Origin of the sequence: Pedomonas mirosovicensis (genome assembly GCF_022569295.1) — a bacterium.
GTDB classification, from domain to species: domain Bacteria; phylum Pseudomonadota; class Alphaproteobacteria; order Sphingomonadales; family Sphingomonadaceae; genus Pedomonas; species Pedomonas mirosovicensis.
Map to the genome: position 1 here is coordinate 2574676 of NZ_JAKFIA010000001.1, position 16604 is coordinate 2591279.

At 65.9% G+C, this 16604-nt stretch carries 12 protein-coding genes, 3 tRNA genes and 1 pseudogene; 9 read left to right on the forward strand and 7 right to left on the reverse strand.

From position 1 onward, the window contains the following. Nucleotides 1-75: 75 nt before the first annotated feature. Nucleotides 76-3198, forward strand: a complete 3123-nt coding sequence (locus tag L0C21_RS12300; RefSeq protein ID WP_259278632.1) for an efflux RND transporter permease subunit — start codon at nucleotides 76-78, stop codon at nucleotides 3196-3198. Between the two features lie 197 nt (nucleotides 3199-3395). Next, nucleotides 3396-3469: transfer RNA gene (locus L0C21_RS12305), tRNA-Gly, on the forward strand. A 470-nt stretch (nucleotides 3470-3939) separates the two neighbouring features. Here L0C21_RS12305 and L0C21_RS12310 read toward each other — a convergent pair. From L0C21_RS12310 to L0C21_RS12325, 4 genes are all read right to left on the reverse strand, one after another. Continuing rightward, on the reverse strand, nucleotides 3940-4803 hold the full coding sequence (locus L0C21_RS12310; protein WP_259278633.1) for a THxN family PEP-CTERM protein: 864 nt from the start codon (nucleotides 4801-4803) through the stop codon (nucleotides 3940-3942). A gap of 198 nt (nucleotides 4804-5001) precedes the next feature. Further along, a complete protein-coding gene (locus L0C21_RS12315) occupies nucleotides 5002-5436 on the reverse strand; it encodes a hypothetical protein (RefSeq protein ID WP_259278634.1) in 435 nt (144 codons plus the stop codon). Nucleotides 5437-5671: 235 nt separating this feature from the next. Continuing rightward, nucleotides 5672-6187, reverse strand: coding sequence for a hypothetical protein (locus L0C21_RS12320; protein ID WP_259278635.1), 516 nt, complete (start codon nucleotides 6185-6187; stop codon nucleotides 5672-5674). A 244-nt stretch (nucleotides 6188-6431) separates the two neighbouring features. Further along, a tRNA-Tyr gene (locus L0C21_RS12325) sits at nucleotides 6432-6517 on the reverse strand. Between the two features lie 91 nt (nucleotides 6518-6608). On the opposite strand from L0C21_RS12325, the gene rlmB reads away from it, so the two are divergent. Beyond that, complete coding sequence (rlmB, locus tag L0C21_RS12330) at nucleotides 6609-7403, forward strand: 23S rRNA (guanosine(2251)-2'-O)-methyltransferase RlmB (RefSeq protein WP_259278636.1); 795 nt, start codon at nucleotides 6609-6611, stop codon at nucleotides 7401-7403. Between the two features lie 171 nt (nucleotides 7404-7574). Continuing rightward, on the forward strand, nucleotides 7575-7925 hold the full coding sequence (locus L0C21_RS12335; RefSeq protein ID WP_259278637.1) for a putative quinol monooxygenase: 351 nt from the start codon (nucleotides 7575-7577) through the stop codon (nucleotides 7923-7925). A 511-nt stretch (nucleotides 7926-8436) separates the two neighbouring features. Here L0C21_RS12335 and L0C21_RS12340 read toward each other — a convergent pair. The 3 genes and pseudogenes from L0C21_RS12340 to ubiA all read right to left on the reverse strand — a co-directional run bounded on the left by L0C21_RS12340 (nucleotide 8437) and on the right by ubiA (nucleotide 11700). After that, on the reverse strand, nucleotides 8437-9288 hold the full coding sequence (locus L0C21_RS12340; protein WP_259278638.1) for a 3'(2'),5'-bisphosphate nucleotidase CysQ: 852 nt from the start codon (nucleotides 9286-9288) through the stop codon (nucleotides 8437-8439). 23 nt (nucleotides 9289-9311) lie between these two features. Beyond that, nucleotides 9312-10658: a TldD/PmbA family protein gene (locus tag L0C21_RS12345; RefSeq protein WP_259278639.1), complete on the reverse strand. Its 1347-nt coding sequence runs from the start codon at nucleotides 10656-10658 to the stop codon at nucleotides 9312-9314. A gap of 104 nt (nucleotides 10659-10762) precedes the next feature. After that, nucleotides 10763-11700, reverse strand: a pseudogene (gene ubiA, locus L0C21_RS16920) (4-hydroxybenzoate octaprenyltransferase). Nucleotides 11701-11785: 85 nt separating this feature from the next. Here ubiA and L0C21_RS12360 point away from each other — a divergent pair. The 5 genes from L0C21_RS12360 (at nucleotide 11786) to L0C21_RS12380 (ending at nucleotide 16529) form a co-directional block, all read left to right on the forward strand. Then, nucleotides 11786-12517, forward strand: coding sequence for a 16S rRNA (uracil(1498)-N(3))-methyltransferase (locus L0C21_RS12360; protein WP_259278642.1), 732 nt, complete (start codon nucleotides 11786-11788; stop codon nucleotides 12515-12517). A 125-nt stretch (nucleotides 12518-12642) separates the two neighbouring features. Then, nucleotides 12643-14013: a glutamate--cysteine ligase gene (locus L0C21_RS12365; RefSeq protein WP_259278643.1), complete on the forward strand. Its 1371-nt coding sequence runs from the start codon at nucleotides 12643-12645 to the stop codon at nucleotides 14011-14013. A 271-nt stretch (nucleotides 14014-14284) separates the two neighbouring features. Beyond that, entirely contained in the window at nucleotides 14285-15487 is a 1203-nt protein-coding gene (locus L0C21_RS12370; protein ID WP_374940236.1) for a dipeptidase, read from the forward strand. A gap of 103 nt (nucleotides 15488-15590) precedes the next feature. Beyond that, a tRNA-Glu gene (locus L0C21_RS12375) sits at nucleotides 15591-15666 on the forward strand. A gap of 158 nt (nucleotides 15667-15824) precedes the next feature. Then, nucleotides 15825-16529, forward strand: coding sequence for a glutathione S-transferase family protein (locus L0C21_RS12380; RefSeq protein WP_259278645.1), 705 nt, complete (start codon nucleotides 15825-15827; stop codon nucleotides 16527-16529). Nucleotides 16530-16604: the final 75 nt, after the last annotated feature.

Here is a 16604-nt window from a genome sequence, read left to right on the forward strand (position 1 = left end):
GCGCGCCGCCGTCACGCGGCGCAATTGCAACAGATGACGAGCGCTCCCCCGGCGCTCGCGTAATTGGAGGTTGGTGTGAAGTTCACCGACATTTTCATCCGGCGACCCGTCCTGTCGATGGTCGTCAGCCTCCTGATCCTGCTGCTCGGCGCGCAGGCGCTGGCCAACCTTACCGTGCGCCAGTTCCCGTTCCTCGAGAACTCGCAGATCACCATTCGCACCACCTACCCAGGCGCGAGCCCGGAGGTGGTCCGCAGCTTCATCACCACCAAGATCCAGCAAGCGGTCTCGGGCACGGAGGGCGTTGACACCATCTCGTCCACCAGCGGCCAGGGCTTTAGCGAGGTGCTGCTCCAGCTCCATCTGGATGCGGACTCCGACCGTGCCGTGGCGGACGCCATCTCCAAGGTGAACAAGATCCGCTCCGAGCTGCCGCGCGAGGCGTTCGACCCCGTCGTCACCCGCGAGAACAGCGAGGGCAACGCCTCGATGTACGTCTCCTTCTCCAGCGACGTGCTCACCTCGTCGCAGGTGACGGACTATCTGGTGCGCGTGGTGCAGCCGGCGCTGCAGACCGTCGATGGCGTATCCACCGCCGAGATTCTGGGCGCGCAAACCTTCGCCATGCGCGTATGGCTGAAGCCGGACCGCATGGCGGCCCTTGGCGTCACTGCGACGGACGTGAGCACGGCGCTGCGGAACAACAACTTCACCGCCGCACCGGGCGAGCTGAAGGGCCTCTATGTGAAGGCGACGGTCGATGCCAAGACCGACCTCTCCAGCGTCGAGGAGTTCAACAACCTGACCGTCGCCAGCCGCGGCGGCACGCTGGTGCGCCTGGCGGACGTCGCCGACCTGGAGCTTGGGCCGGAGTCTTACGACTCCACCTCCTATGCGGCCGGCAAGCGGGCGGTCTACATCGGCGTTTCCACCGCGCCGTCAGCCAACGTGCTCACCGTCATCCCCATGGTGCGCGAGAAGCTGGACGCCCTGAAGACCGACCTGCCGGCGGGCCTCACCGTCTCCGTCGACTATGACGCCACCGAGTACATCGCGGCCTCGATCCACGAGGTGGTCAAGACCGTGGCGGAAGCCTCGCTTATCGTGGTGCTGGTGGTGTTCCTGTTCCTCGGCAACGTGCGCTCCACCCTCATCCCGGTCATCACCATTCCGCTGTCGCTGATCGGCGTTTTGTTCCTGCTGCAGGTGCTGGGCTACTCCATCAACCTCTTGACGCTGCTGGCGCTCGTGCTGGCCATCGGCCTGGTGGTCGACGATGCCATCGTCGTCGTTGAGAACGTCACCCGTCACATCGAGGAAGGCAAGAAACCGCTCGATGCCGCCCTCATCGGCGCCCGCGAGATCGCACTGCCCGTCATCGGCATGACCATCACGCTGGCGGCGGTCTATGCGCCCATCGGCTTCGTCTCAGGCCTGACCGGCATCCTGTTCCGTGAGTTCGCCTTCACCCTGGCGGCGGCGGTCATCATTTCCGGCATCATCGCGCTGACGCTCTCCCCGATGATGGCCTCGCGCATCCTCAAGCCCCATGAGCAGAACCGCTTCGCCCAGTGGCTGGACCGGCACTTCGTGGCGCTGGACCACTGGTACGCGGCGCGGCTGGGCAAGGCGGTCGCCGCCCGCAAGACCATGCTGACGCTAGGCGCGCTGGTGCTCGCCGGCTGCGTGATGTTCTACGACGCCACCCGCAAGGAGCTGGCGCCGGAGGAGGACCAGGGCTTCCTGTTCATGCAGTGGCGCGCGCCGGAATCGGCGACGCTCGACTACATGGATACCTACGTCGACACCTTCCACTCCATGTTCAAGACGTTCCCCGAATACCAGACGTCGTTCCTCATCAACGGCGTTGGCGGCGCGCAGGGCATGGGCGGCTTCCTGATGAAGCCGTGGGATCAGCGGGAGAGCGGCCCCCGCGAGATCCAGCCCCAGCTTCAGGGCAAGCTCAGCCAGTATGCGGGCCTGCAGGCCTCGGTGTTCAACGTCCCTGCCCTGCCGACGCCGGGCGGCGGCATGCCGGTGGAGTTCGTCATCCAGACACTGGGCGACCATAAGACGCTCGCGCCGGTCATGGCCCAGCTGAAGGAGGAAGCGGACAAGAGCGGCATGTTCATCTTCACCGACGTGTCGCTGTCGTTCGACAAGCCGCAGGCCGACGTGAAGATCGACCGGCAGAAGGCCACACAGATGGGCGTGAGCATGGCCGACATCGGCTCGACCCTCGCCACGCTGCTGGGCGGCAACTATGTCAACCTGTTCGACCTGGAAGGGCGCAGCTACCGCGTCATTCCGCAGGTGCCGCGCAGCTACCGCCTGAACGACGAACTGCTGGGCAGCTACTACGTGCGCTCGGCAAGCGGCGATCTGGTGCCGCTGTCCACCTTCGTGTCGGTCACCTACTCGGTGCAGCCCAACTCGCTCACCGCCTTCCAGCAACAGAACAGCGCCACGCTCTCTGGCGTGCCCTTCCCCGGCCGCACCACCGGCGAGGCGCTGGCGTTCCTGGAGCAGACCGCCGACCGCATCCTGCCAGCGGGCTTCACCTACGACTACAAGGGCCAGAGCCGCCAGCTGAAGCAGGAGGGCTCGACGCTGGCACAGACCTTCGTCTTTGCTCTCATCATCATCTTCCTGGTGCTGGCGGCGCAGTACGAGAGCTTCCGCGATCCGCTCATCATTCTGGTGTCGGTGCCGATGTCGCTGTGCGGCGCGCTGTTCGTGTTCAACGTGGGCAGCATCTGGCCCACCCAGCCGCCCGGCTTCACCATCAACATCTACACCCAGATCGGCCTCTTAACCCTCGCAGGGCTCATCTCCAAGCACGGCATTCTCATGGTGTCGTTCGCCAACGAGCTTCAGGCGAAGGAGAACCTGAGCAAGGCGGAGGCGGTCATCAAGGCGGCGACCATCCGCCTGCGGCCGATCCTGATGACGACGGCGGCCATGGTGGCGGGCGTGTTCCCGCTGCTCATCGCCACCGGCGCGGGCGCGGTCAGCCGCTTCTCGCTTGGCCTCGTCATCGCCAGCGGCATGACCATCGGCACCCTGTTCACCCTGTTCATCGTGCCCGTGGTCTACAGCCTGCTTGCGGGCGACCACCGGCCCAAGCGCGGGGTGGGCGCGCCGGCAGGCCACCCGGCCCATCAGGTCCATCCGGCGGAGGTGCCGGCCGCCGAATAAGGCATCCGGCGCATTTACTGATGGCTCCCGATCACGCCCTCCGGCCCTATGCCGGGGGCGTTTTCGCATCCGAAGGAAAGCCCGCCCCGCGCGTCGCCATCGCCACCGGGCGCGGACCTGCTGAATACGGTGGGAATTGTCGTTTTCCCCTTGACCGGGAAACCCCTCAGAACCTAAGCATTCCCCCTAGGAATTTTGCGGGCGTAGCTCAATGGTAGAGCCCCAGCCTTCCAAGCTGGTTGTGCGGGTTCGATTCCCGTCGCCCGCTCCACTCTTCCCACCAGGTCTTTAAGGCAGGCAGCAGGCAGGCTGCCGGCAGTCCTGCGGCCCTCACGGGCCCGGAGGGCTGCGCCAGGCGCGCCTCACCACGCCCCGCGCCCTCGGCCTCCATAGCCATAGATCCGGTCGCTGCGGCGCGGCCATGGGCGGAACGGCGGTCTCAGCGTCGGCGCTGGCGGGCCTTCCGGCGCCTCCAATGAACTCGCGGGCGGGGCCTCGGCCCCCAGGCCGGTCGCTGCCGTATCCTGAGGGCTGGAAAGCGAGGCGTTGGAAGGAAGCGCCGACTGGCCGTCCGTTTCGGCGGCAGGCGTTCCCGGCTGCTGTTCAGTCTCGATCCTGTTCATGCCGAAGCAAACGCTCGAGCTTGCGATTCGGCACGCGCATCCGGCGCCTGAAAATATGCGCCGGGCAAAAAGAGGGGGGCGCTTGCCCCCCTTAGAAGATCAATCCTGAAAACCCGTGTCAGCCACGGCGACGGCGGCGAGCCGCCAGGCCCAGGCCAAGGAGGCCGGTGCCGAGCAGGCCGATCGCACCCGGCTCCGGCACGCGGGCGGTCACGATCACGCGGGTCGCCAACCGGGTCAGCATGTCCTCGGCGGTCCAGATGGTGGCGTTGGTGCCATCATAATCCGCCCGCAGGAACGAGGAGTTCTCCGTGTCGAACACCAGCGAGAAGGTGTAGATGGTGAAGTCGATCACGCCGGTCTCGAAGGAGGCGTTGGCCAGCGAGATGTTGAACCAGTCCGGGCAGGGCGTAACCGGGTCCTCGAAACCGCCAGCGCACTCGCCAACCGGCAGCTCGTTCTTGGTTTCCAGGAACTCGATTTGGAAATCGCGGGTGAAGGGCCCGAACTCCGGCGCGCCCGGAATGCTGGCCGGCGTGATGGTGATGCTGGCGGTCAGCGTCGTCTTGTCCAGCATCTTCTCGTAGGCATAGACCTGCGACGACTTCTGGGCGAAATTGCCGTGGAACACGTTCGCGCCAGCCGCGCCGGCCAGATCGTTGGTGTAGGCAATGTTCGTAATCGAATCATCCACCCCAAGGAAGCTCTGGCCCTTGGAGGTCGCCGGCGTGCCCCAACGCAGAATGTCGTAGTTGCCCGCGCCGTTCAGGTCGTCACCGCTCGGCAGGGCACCGCTCACGATGTTCGGATTCTTCGGGTCATAGGACTGCGGGCCCGTCGAGGCCCAGCTGGTGTTGCTCCAGTCGCTGCCCACCGTGAACTGCCAGGCGTCGATCACTGCCGCGTTCGCGGTTGCGGTTGCCGTCAGGCCCAGAGCCGCCACTGCACCCAACGCTACCCGCTTCAAAGCAACATTCTGCATCTTTAGTCTCCTGCCGTGTCGGCCGGCCTTCACAGCCTTAGCTCGAATTCGTTGTTCGGCAGAAGTTATGCAGAATGTATGCCAAGCATCGTTTCGCTATTTGTTTCAGAGGCTTATCAAATTGGCCACAAGCGCCTGATTTTGAATTTGTATAATTTTCCGACACCTGAATTATATTTTAACCGTTCCATCTGGGGCTCAGGAGCAGCCTTCCACATAGCCGATTTCGGGTTGCCATCCGGCGCGCAGACCCGTGATGCGCTTGTTGTAGGTCTCGAAGATCAGCCCGCCTTGGCCCCTCGGCGCATCCACAATCAGGTAATGGCCGCCATCCCGGCCGGTGTATGGATGGGCAACAACGTGCACGCGCGTGCCATAAACCCGCAGCGCCACTGCCTCGGGCATGCCGATACCGATGCCCTCGGGCGTGATGATGTCTGGGCGCCCTCCGGCCGCCGGTTGCCTGTCTCGGGACTGAACATCGATACGGCGGATGCGGCCCTCCACCACCATGTAGGCAATGCCGGGATCGCGGCCGTCCGCCCGTCGGGTGATCCAGCAGCCGGGCGGCTCGTCAGCGGCGCGTGGCCGCAAGGGCGCGCCCAGCGCCACCGCCGCCTCATCAACGGTCATGCCCATTCGCACCGGCCCCAGCCCTGTGGGGGTCAAAGCGCGGGCATCCGGCCCCGCTCCCGCCAACACCATTGCCAACAGAATGAGCCGGGACCGCAGGAGAAGGCGCGCCGGCGCCCCTGCCCCGCGCAGAAGACCGCCCCTCGCCAGAAGGAAAACGCGCGCACCACCCAATAGAGGCAGGCCGGCAAGCGGGCGTCTTTCCCGCTCGCCGGCCCGGCTTACACGTCTGCCATCAGCGGGTCGCGGTCGGGCGGCCCATATCGCTGCGGATATGTTCATCATGCCGGCCACGCAGACCAAGCAGACCGGCAAGGCCGATCAACCCCAGCCAGCCCAGGTCCATGCCGCCGTCATCTTCCGGCACGGCGGTTGGCGTCGCCGTTTCCGGCGGGGTATCGATCGCGCTGTTGGATGTGGTCGTGCCGGTGCCCGTTGTGCCAGCGCTCGTCGTGCCGGTCGTGGTCGTCCCGGTGGTCGTGGTTCCGGTCGACCCTGGATAGGTGCTGCCTGCGGCCGGCTCGGTATCAGCAGGCGTAGTACCGGTCGCGCCCATGGTTCCGGTGCCGGTCGTGCCCGTGGTGTCCGCAGCGCCCGTGCCCATGGTTCCGCTGGGGGTCGTCGTGGTTTGGTCGGTCGCACCTGTACCTGTCGCCGGAGGCACGGTGGTGTCTTGCGCCAATGCGCCGCCAGCCATGCCTGCCACCAATACTGCGGCGAGGGCGGTCATGCCGTAATGCTTGAACACCATGTTGTCTCTCCCATCCACAAGGGGGAAACCCGGCCTGCTTGCCTTGGCGATGTTGAGGGCAGGTTCGGGCGATCTGGGGAGCAAACGCGCCTCGGTGTCCACCGTTCCCTTTACGTTCCTGAGGCGTTACAGCCCTGCGCGCCACAGCGCACAGCCGGCCAAGGCCGTTAAAATCAACGGCGTTTCAGAATATCGGGGTCTTGAGGAGAAGTCCGCTTCCAGGGTGAACCCCGAAGGGCGGCGGTGGTGGAGGGGTTGGATTCGAACCAACGTAGACGTGAAGTCGGCAGATTTACAGTCTGCTGCCATTGACCGCTCGGCCACCCCTCCAACTCAACGATCGGTGCCGCGGTGAAGCGTGGGGCGCGTGATGCGCGATTTAGGCTTTCATGTCAACGGCTGAGACGCCAAATAATGCGCTATGCGACAACAAAAAAGACATTCCCCCGATCGGAGCGGTCAAAACGGCCGCCCCTCCCCTGCCGGACGCAGCACGAACCGGCCAAATCTGGTGCGGCTTTACGGCCGCCATCCGGTGACGGCGGCGCTCGCCAACCCCGAGAGGCGGCTCGTTCGCCTCTATGCCACCCGCGAGGCGCTGGCCGAGGTTGAAACCCCGCCCAAGCTCGATGTGCGGTTGATGGACTCGCAGGAGCTGAAGCGACTCGTGCCCGAGGGCGCGCCGACGCAAGGCCTGGTGCTGGAGACCCACCCTCTGGACGGCCCGGCGCTGTTCGATGTTCTCCAGAACATCCCAGCGGAGGATCGCCGCCCGATTCTGGTGCTCGATCAGGTGACCGATCCCCACAACATCGGCGCGATTCTCCGCTCTGCCGCCGCGTTCGATGCCCGGGCGGTGGTAACACAGGACCGCCATGCTCCGCCCGAGACCGGCGCGCTAGCCAAGTCCGCCTCCGGCTGCCTGGAACTGGTGCCATGGGTGCGGGTGGTGAACCTTGCCCGCGCGCTCGATGACATCGCGGAGGCCGGTTTCTGGCGCATCGGCATGGACGGCCGGGCCGAACGATCCCTGAGCCAAGTGCTGGGCACCAGCCGCCCCTGCCTGGTGCTGGGGGCCGAGGGCGAGGGAATGCGTCCGAACGTGGTCGAGCACTGCGACGAGCTGGCCAAGCTCCCCATCAGCGGCCGGGTGGAAAGCCTCAACGTCTCCAACGCCGCCGCCATCGCCCTCTACGCCGCCGCCGCGCGGGGATGAGGCCGGCTGGCCCTGTTTTCGTGGCGGGTATATTCTTTGCAGAGGGGGGGCGCCCCTCTGCCCTCCCGGCCCTTCAGGGCGGGGCATGACCCTGCTTGCACATTCCGCCGTCCCGTCTAGTCTCGCCGCATGAGATTGAAACGGCGCACAGTTGTTGCAGGAGCCATGGCCATGGCGACCTTGGGCCCGCCTGCATTTGCTGCCAGCGAGGAAAAGACGCCCATGTACGGATTGATCGGCAAGATGACGGCCCAGCCCGGCCAGCGCGATGCGCTCATCGACATTCTGCTGGCGACCAAGGGCACCATGCCCGGTTGCCTTAGTTACGTGATTGCCCGCGATCCCGTCGATCCCGACCTGCTGTGGATCACGGAGGTGTGGGACAACGCGGACAGCCACCGCGCCTCCCTTTCCCTGCCTTCGGTGCAGCAGGCCATCGCCAAGGGCCGCCCGCTCATCGCAGGCATGGAAATGGTTGCCGCCACCGAGCCGGTGGGCGGCCACGGCCTGGCGGCCATGTAATTCTGCGCTAGAGCCGCAGCCATCAGGCGCGGAGGGCGGAGCCGCCCCGATGGACCGCCCCGCCCTCTTTTTGGACATCCCCATTCTTAGAGCCTTGTGGACGCCGCCAGACGGGCCGGACGGTTCTTGCGTTCCGCCCGAGCGGGGCAGGATGCCTTACGGCCTGTCCTCCCCGCTTCGCCTGCGACCTCCGGTTTTCCCTGACGGGCCATGCCCGGAGAGCTTTGAACTCTCCGGGCCCAGCCCTAGACCATAGGTGTTGCCTATGGTCTTAGAAGGTCAGCCGGATCTTGATGGAGATCACGATCCGGCGTACCATCAGGGCCAGAAGGAAGAGGATGTCCATATCCTGCCTCTCCTTCTGGAAGCAACGGGAGCAATCCCGCCAATCGCCGGAGTGGTCCGTCCGCTCCGGCGATTTTATTTTGCCGCCAGAGCGAAGCGGAACTCAACAAAAAGACTGTAATTTCAATGAATTAATGCACCAGCTTCCCGCGCGAGAAGCCCCCCTTCAAGGGATCGTCTTCTGTCCCGTACGGGTTTGCCAGCAGGCGACGCCGGCTGCGACGCGGGCCAGCACCTGCGGGTAAAGCTCGGCGCTGGCGGCAATGACGGTGGGGTAGACCGGGGTGGGGCGGTTGAAGCGCGGATGCTCGCCGAGGTGATCGGTGCAGACGCCGCCCGCCTCCTGCAGCACGAGGAGGGCGGCGGCCAGATCCCACTCTGACTTGGGCCGCAGCGCCACGGCGGCATCGGCCATGCCCGCCGCCACCAAGCCGAGGCGCAGGGCGATGGAGTTCGGCTTGTCCAGCTTCATCAGCGGCCAGGGGTTGGGCCAGAAATCCGAGGCGAACAGTTCTCTGTCCGCCAGCATTCGGCAGCCCTCCAGCCGGTCGGACCGGGCGACGTGGATGGCCATGCCGTTGAGCGTCGCGCCCTCCCCCTTGGCGGCGCTGAAGAACAGGTTCCGCAGGGGCGCATAGAGGCAGGCGAGGATCGGCCGCCCGTCCTCCACCAATGCGATGGAGACGGCAAAGCCATCCGCCCCGGCGAGGAATGCCTTGGTACCGTCGATGGGGTCCACCACCCACACCCGGCGGCAATCAAGCCGGGCGGGCGCATCCATGGTCTCTTCCGACAGCCAGCCATACTGCGGGCGTACGGAGCGCAGCCGTTCCTTGATGAGCGCATCGACCGCCAGATCCGCCTCGCTCACCGGGTTGCCGGGGGACTTCTCCCACGCCTCGCAGGGTTCGCGGAAGTAACGCCGCGCCAGTTCGCCCGCCTCCCGCGCCACCGTCCGGATCAGCTGGAAATCCTGAACCAGGTCGGCATCGCACTGCAACGGAGAGAGGGCTTCCATGGGATCGTCTTTCGTGTTGGGGCTCAGTTGCCGGCCACCGTCATGCGCGGGATGAGCACGGTTGGCGCATCGATGCCGTAGCGCAGCTCCAGATCATCGGCCGGCACCAGCGTGGCGAACATGTCCTTGAGGTTGCTGGCGATGGTGACTTCCGCCACCGGCCGGGTCAGCTCACCATTCTCGATGAGAAAGCCCGCGGCGCCCCGGCTGTAATCGCCGGTGATGCCGTTGACGCCCATGCCGATCAGCTCGACCACATAGAAGCCACGTTTGATGTCCCTCAGCATATCAGAGCGGGAGCTAGTCCCCGGCATCAGCATGAGGTTGCCGACGCTGGTGCCCGGCGGGCCGGAGGTGCCGCGCGAGGCATGACCCGTCGGCCGCTCGCCGAGCTGGCGGGCCGAGGCCGATTCCATCAGCCAGGTGGTGAGCACGCCGTCCGAGACGATATCGAGCGCCTGTGTAGGCAGTCCTTCTCCATCCATGGGGCGGGAGCGTAGGCCGCGCTGGCGCCGCGGCTCCTCGCGGATGGTGATGCCTGGCGCGAACACGGGCTTGCCGCGGGCATCCAGCAGGAAGCTGGACTTGCGGGCGATGGACGAGCCGGTGATCGCGCCGATGAGATGGCCCACCAGCCCGGAGGCGAGGCGCGGGTCATAGACCACCGGCATGGTCTCGGACGCCAGCTTGATCGGGTTGATGCGCTGGACCGTGCGCTCACCGGCGCGGCGGCCGATGACCTCCGCCGATTCCAGATCCGAGCGGTGGCGGGCCGAGGCGTAATCGTAATCCCGCTCCATGCCGCTCTCGCCCGCCGCCACCATGGTGGCCGAGACGCTGTGGGACGTGGTGCGGTAGCCGTGGGCAACGCCGTGGGACGTGGCGATGGCGATGACCACCTCACCTGCGCTGGCGGACGCGCCCTCGCTGTTGGTGACGCCCGGCACGGCGCGGCCTGCCTCTTCGGCAGCCAGCGCATCCATCTTCAGGAGATCCGCGTCCACCGTAGTAGCGTCGTAAAGGTCAAGGTCAGGCAGCGGACCCTTCAGCAGCATCTCCTCGGGCGCGAGACCCGCGTAGGGGTCGGGCGGCGCGGTCTTGGCCATGGCCACTGCGCGCTCCACTAGCGCGTCAAAGCCTTGGCTTGAGAAGTCGGAGGTAGAGACGCTCGCCACCTGAGTGCCGGAGAAGACGCGCAGGCCGATCTCCGCCCCTTCGGAGCGGGAGACGTCCTCCAGCTCGCCCAGGCGCACCTGGGCATGAACCGAGGCGTCCTCCACGTAAATGGCATCGGCGGCGGTCGCCCCCGCCTTGCGGGCACGGTCGATGAGAGTGGTCAGGCGCTCTAGCGCGGCATCAATCGTCAGCATGGCAGTCCGATTAGTGAATGATCGTGAACGAGGCCATAACAAATTAGGTCGAATATCGAACCCATTCTTCCCTCAACGCATGTCGGCGCCGATCGGGCTAACTCCTAGAGGGCAAAGAGACAGGCACCCCAGATGAGCAGACCGCAATCCCGGTTGGAGCGGAACAGGCGGAGGCACAGCGGCGCGTTTTCCGGCCGCAGCGTCCGCACCTGCCAGACCATGTGGAGGAGCGCCGGCAGCAGCAGCCAGGTCTTCTGCGAGCCTGCGGTGTAAAGGCAGGCCAGCAGCAGCACGGAGGTGAGCACATAGAACACGGCGACGCCCAGCCGCCCGCGGCTGCCCAGCCGCCGGGCCGAGGAGCGCACGCCAACGAGCGCGTCGTCCTCCATGTCCTGAAAGGCGTAGATGGTGTCGTAGCCCAGCGTCCAGAACAGGCCGGCGGCGTACATCAGCAGGGCGGGCACCGTCGGCCAATCCCCCGTCACCGCCGACCAGCCGACGAGCGCCCCCAGTTGAAGGTAAGGCCCAGCCACGCCTGCGGCCACCAGGTGATTCGCTTCATGAACGGATAGCCCGCCACCAGAACCAGCGAGCCCAGCGCGACGATCTGCGCTGCAGGGTTCAGCGTCAGCAGCACCGCCAGCCCGACAAAGCACTGGATGAACAGCCATGCCCACGCCTGTTTGAGGCTCACCTGCCCGCTCGGCAGCGGGCGGCTGCGGGTGCGGGAGACTTTTGCATCGATGTTCCGGTCCACGATGTCGTTGTAGGTGCAGCCCGCCCCGCGCATGGCGATCGCGCCAAGGCCGAAGAGAAGCAGCAGCGTGATATCAGGGAAGCCCTGGCCACTGGCGGCGGAGGCAAGCGAGGCGGACCACCAGCACGGCAGCAGCAGGAGCCAGGTGCCGATGGGCCGGTCCAGCCGGGAGAGGCGCAGATAGGGTTGCCAGCCAAGGGGCATTTTCTCGACCCAGCTGCCGCGCACCGCATCAGGCGTTACCGGCGGCTGTTCGGGGGAGACGGAACCGGACGGCTGGCGCATGACATAACCCTCGTGCTAACGGATGACCCTTCCATCAAGCGCCCACCCATTCGTGTCAAGCAAGTCGGCCCGGTTACATCCAATCATGTCCAAACCCCTTGTTCGCCTTTACGTCTCCCAACACCTCGGCGACGGCGCCAGCGTCGCCCTGTCGCGGGAGGCGAGCCATTATCTCATCGAGGTGATGCGGATGCAGGCGGGCGACACCGTGGCGCTGTTCGATGGCGAGACCGGGGAGTGGGAGGCCGTCATCGACGAGCCTCACCGCAAGCAGGCCAGGCTTTCCATCCGTCGCCAGCTGCGCGTCCTCGAGACGGTGCCGGACCTGTGGCTGCTGTTCGCCCCCATCAAGCGCGGCCGCATCGACTTCATCGTGGAGAAGGCGTGCGAGCTGGGCGTCGCCCGCGCGCAGCCGGTCATCACCCAGCGCACCATCGTCGACCGGGTGCCGCTCGACCGCCTGCACGCCAACATGGTGGAAGCCGCCGAGCAGTGCGGGCGTACGGCCCTGCCGACGCTTGCCGAACCGGTTCAGCTGGAGAAGCTGCTGGCGGACTGGCCGGAGGGCCGCGCGCTTCTGTTCTGCGACGAAACCGGCGGCCAGCCCATGCTGGAGGCATTGAAGGACCGGCCGCGCGGCACCCCCGCCGCCATTCTCATCGGCCCCGAAGGCGGATTCACGGATGCCGAACGGCAGATGATCCGCGCCCTCCCCTCGGCCGTTCCCCTATCTCTGGGGCCGCGCATCCTGCGGGCGGATACGGCGGCGGTCGCAGCCATCAGCCTGTGGCAGGCAGCGCAGGGGGACTGGGCCTGAGCGCCCGCCTTTCCGCGAAAGCCGGAGCCATGGGCCGGCAGCCACGACACAGCGTTCTCAAGTCATGGACAAAGCAGCGCTTTCCATGTCTTGTGAACGCAAAGGAAGTTGAGTAGGGCTCCGCCATGAGCACACGGGTAACCAGCAGCGACGACGAGCAGACCCTCGAGTCCAAGGCAACCTTGGTCGAGTATCTGGCGTCGGGATCCAAGCCGGAAGGCGATTGGCGTCTCGGCACGGAGCACGAGAAGTTCGTCTACAAAACCGCGGATCTGCGCCCGCCGCGCTATGACGAGCCGGGCGGCATCCGCGACATTCTCTCGGGCCTCGCCCGGCTTGGCTGGGAACCGATCGAGGAAGGCGGCAACGTCATCGCCCTCAAGCAGGGCAGCGCATCCGTCAGCCTGGAGCCGGGCGGGCAGCTGGAGCTTTCCGGTGCCCCGGTGGAAACAGTACACGACACCTTCGCCGAACTGCAAAGCCACCTGAGAGAGTGCCTTCAGGTCGGCCAGACAGCCGGCGTGGGCTTCCTTGGCCATGGCTTCATCCCCAACCGCCGCCGCGATGAAATGCCGGTGATGCCCAAGGGCCGGTACAAGATCATGATGAACTACATGCCCAAGGTCGGCTCGCTCGGCCTGGACATGATGTTCCGCACCTCGACCGTGCAGGTGAACCTGGATTTCGGCTCGGAAGCCGACATGGCGCGGAAGTTCCGCGTCGGCCTTGCCCTCCAGCCGGTGGCGACGGCCCTCTTCGCCAACTCGCCGTTCACGGAAGGCAAGCCCAACGGCTTCCTCTCCTTCCGCAGCCATATCTGGACGGATACGGACCCCGACCGCACCGGCATGCTGCCCTTCGTGTTCGAGGACGGCTTCGGCTTCGAGCGCTACGCCGACTACATGCTCGACGTGCCCATGTACTTCGTGTTCCGCGACGGCAAATACATCGACGTGGCGGGCCAGTCCTTCCGCGACTTCATGGACGGCCGCCTCGCCGCCCTGCCGGGCGAACGCCCGACGCTGGCCGACTGGAAAGACCACCTCTCCACCGCCTTCCCCGAAGTGCGGCTCAAGACCTTCCTCGAAATGCGCGGGGCAGACAGCGGCCCGGCCGATCGCATCGTCGCCCTGCCCGCCCTGTGGGCCGGTTTGCTCTACGATCGCTCCGCGCTCGATGCCGCCTGGGACCTGGTGAAGGACTGGACGAACGAGGAGCACGAACAGCTGCGCCGCGACGTGCCGCGCCTTGGCCTCAAGACGCCCTTCCGCGGCGGCACGCTCGCCGACATCGCCCGCCGCACCGTCGCCATTGCCGAAGCAGGCCTCAACGCTCGCGCCCGGCTGACCGCAAACGGTGAGAGCGAAGCCATCCACCTTGCCGCGCTCCACGAAATCGCCGAGAGCGGCATCACCCCGGCCGAGCGCCTGCTGACCGCCTACCACGGTCCCTGGCACGGCGACGTGACCCGCCTGTTCGCGGAAGAGAGCTTTTAGGGATTTTGTTTTGGCAGGGAGGGGCCCCCGTGCGCGGAGGCGCACAAACCCCCTCCTGCACCTCCCTTTCGTCTCTCGGGCCGTACCTCTGATGGCGCGCGTGGCCTTGAAAACGCCGGGGCGCAAGGGACCTCTGTTGGCTTTGTCCGCCTCCGCGCACAGGGCCCTGCAAAATCTTCTTTCCAATCCAAGCTGGGAAGCCCCTACCCATCCAGACGGGCTATGACTTGGCACAGCGCATCGGCCCCGATAGGCTCAGGCCCACGGGTTCATGCGCCGGAGAGGGGAGGAGCGTGTGAAGAAGGGGTGGAAGGTCGCGCTCATTGCCTTGGGCGTCGTGGTGGCGCTGGGGCTGTTCGTCTTCTTTGCCATTCTTCCCGGCTGGTACGACCGGCACGTCAACCAGCTCATCGACAACCCGCCGTCGCCGGCCAGCGGCCCGGCCGCCGCGCTTCATAAACGCCTCGCCATCGTTGATCTGCACGCAGACTCCCTGCTGTGGAACCGCAACCTGCTGAAGCGGGAGGCCCACGGCCACGTGGACCTGCAGCGGATGGAAGACGGGAATATGGCGCTTCAGGTCTTCTCCTCCGTCACCAAGTCGCCGCGCGGCCTCAACTACAAGCGCAACAGCGGCGACAGCGACAACATCACCCTGCTTGCCATCGCCCAATTACAGCCCATTCGCACCTGGGGCTCGCTGCTGGAGCGTTCGCTTTACCATGCTGAGAAGCTGGACCGCTTCGCCGCCAGGTCCGACGGCCGCCTGCGGATCATCCGCACCCGCGCGGACCTCGACGAGCTGCTGACCGCGCGGGCGAAGGGCCAGCCAGTGAGCGGGGGGCTGCTCTCCATCGAAGGGCTGCACGATCTGGAAGGGCGATTCGAAAATCTCCAGAAGCTGTATGACGCCGGTTACCGCATGGCCAGCCCCACCCACTTCTTCGACAACGAGGTGGCGGGCTCGGTGCATGGCATCGAGAAAGGCGGGCTGACGCCACTCGGCCGCCGGGTCATTCACGAGATGGAGCGGCTGGGAATGGTGGTTGACGTTGCCCACGCCAGCCATCAGACCGTGGCCGATGTGCTGGCGATGGCAACGAAGCCGGTCGTCTTCTCCCACGGTGGGGTGAAGGGCACCTGCAGCACCAACCGCAACCTGACGGACGAGGAAATTCGCGGCATCGCAGCGACTGGCGGGGTCATCTCCATCGGTTACTGGGAGGCGGCCGTTTGCGACGCATCCGTTGAGGGCATCGTCAGCGCCATCCTCTACGTGCGGGATCTGACGGGTATCGACCACGTGGCGCTGGGATCGGACTGGGACGGCGCCGTTACCACCGTATTCGACTCGAGCGGCGTCTCGGCGTTGACCGCCGCCCTGCTGAACGCCGGGCTGAGCGAGGAGGATATCGCCAAGATCATGGGCGGCAACGCCATCCGCGTGCTGCGAGCGACGCTGCCCCAAGGCTGACAGGCTCCATCCATCGATAAATTTGCTTCACTGCAAATTTGTGCGGCTGAGGCGCTTGACAGCAGGCCGCGACGACCGTACATGACGCGCCTCGTCTTGGTGCGCCCCGTTCGTCTAGCGGCCTAGGACGCGGCCCTCTCACGGCTGAAACAGGGGTTCGATTCCCCTACGGGGCGCCATTCTCCCGCTCGCGCGGCAGACGGCTTCCACAAGCGCACTGATCCAAGACGCCTCACCCCCTACCGTTTCGCCCTCCTGGTTGACCCTTCTGCCGGTTGATCGGTGGGCAACAAGTTCGTACGCTGCGGCTACAATTTTGTCGCAGGGAGCACGAGCGATGACCGACCTTTCCGCCTTCCCCATCACCCGGCGGTGGCCGGCGCAGCACCCGGACCGGCTTCAGCTTTACTCCCTGCCCACGCCCAACGGCGTGAAGGTCTCCATCATGCTGGAGGAGATCGGCCTGCCCTATGAAGTCCACCGGGTGGATATCACGGCAAATGAAAGCAAGCTGCCCGAGTTCCTCTCCCTCAACCCCAATGGGAAGATCCCGGCGATCCTCGACCCCAACGGCCCCGACGGCAAGCCGCTCGGCCTGTTCGAATCCGGCGCGATCCTGATGTATCTCGCCGAGAAGACCGGCCAGCTGCTCCCCGCCGACCCGACCCGGCGCTGGGAGACCATCCAGTGGGTGTTCTTCCAGATGGCGGCCATCGGCCCCATGTTCGGGCAGGTGGGCTATTTCAACAAGTTCGATGGCCGCAACATCGAGGACAAGCGACCGCTGGAGCGTTATGTGGCCGAATCAAAACGCCTGCTCGGCGTGCTGGAGAGCCAGCTGAAGGGCCGCCCATGGATCATGGGCGACGACTATTCAATCGCCGATATTTCCATGCTCGGCTGGGTGCGGAATCTCATCGGCTTTTATGAGGCGGGCGATCTGGTGAACTTCTCCACCTTCACCAACGTGGGCGCATGGCTGGAGCGCGGGCTCGCCCGCCCCGCCGTGCAGCGCGGCCTCGACATTCCCCCGCGTTCCTGAAACGCAAGGCCGGGCCACAGAGGCTGCGCGGGGGAGGCTGCGCGGGCAGCGCGGCCTCACCGGCCCGGCATCGGC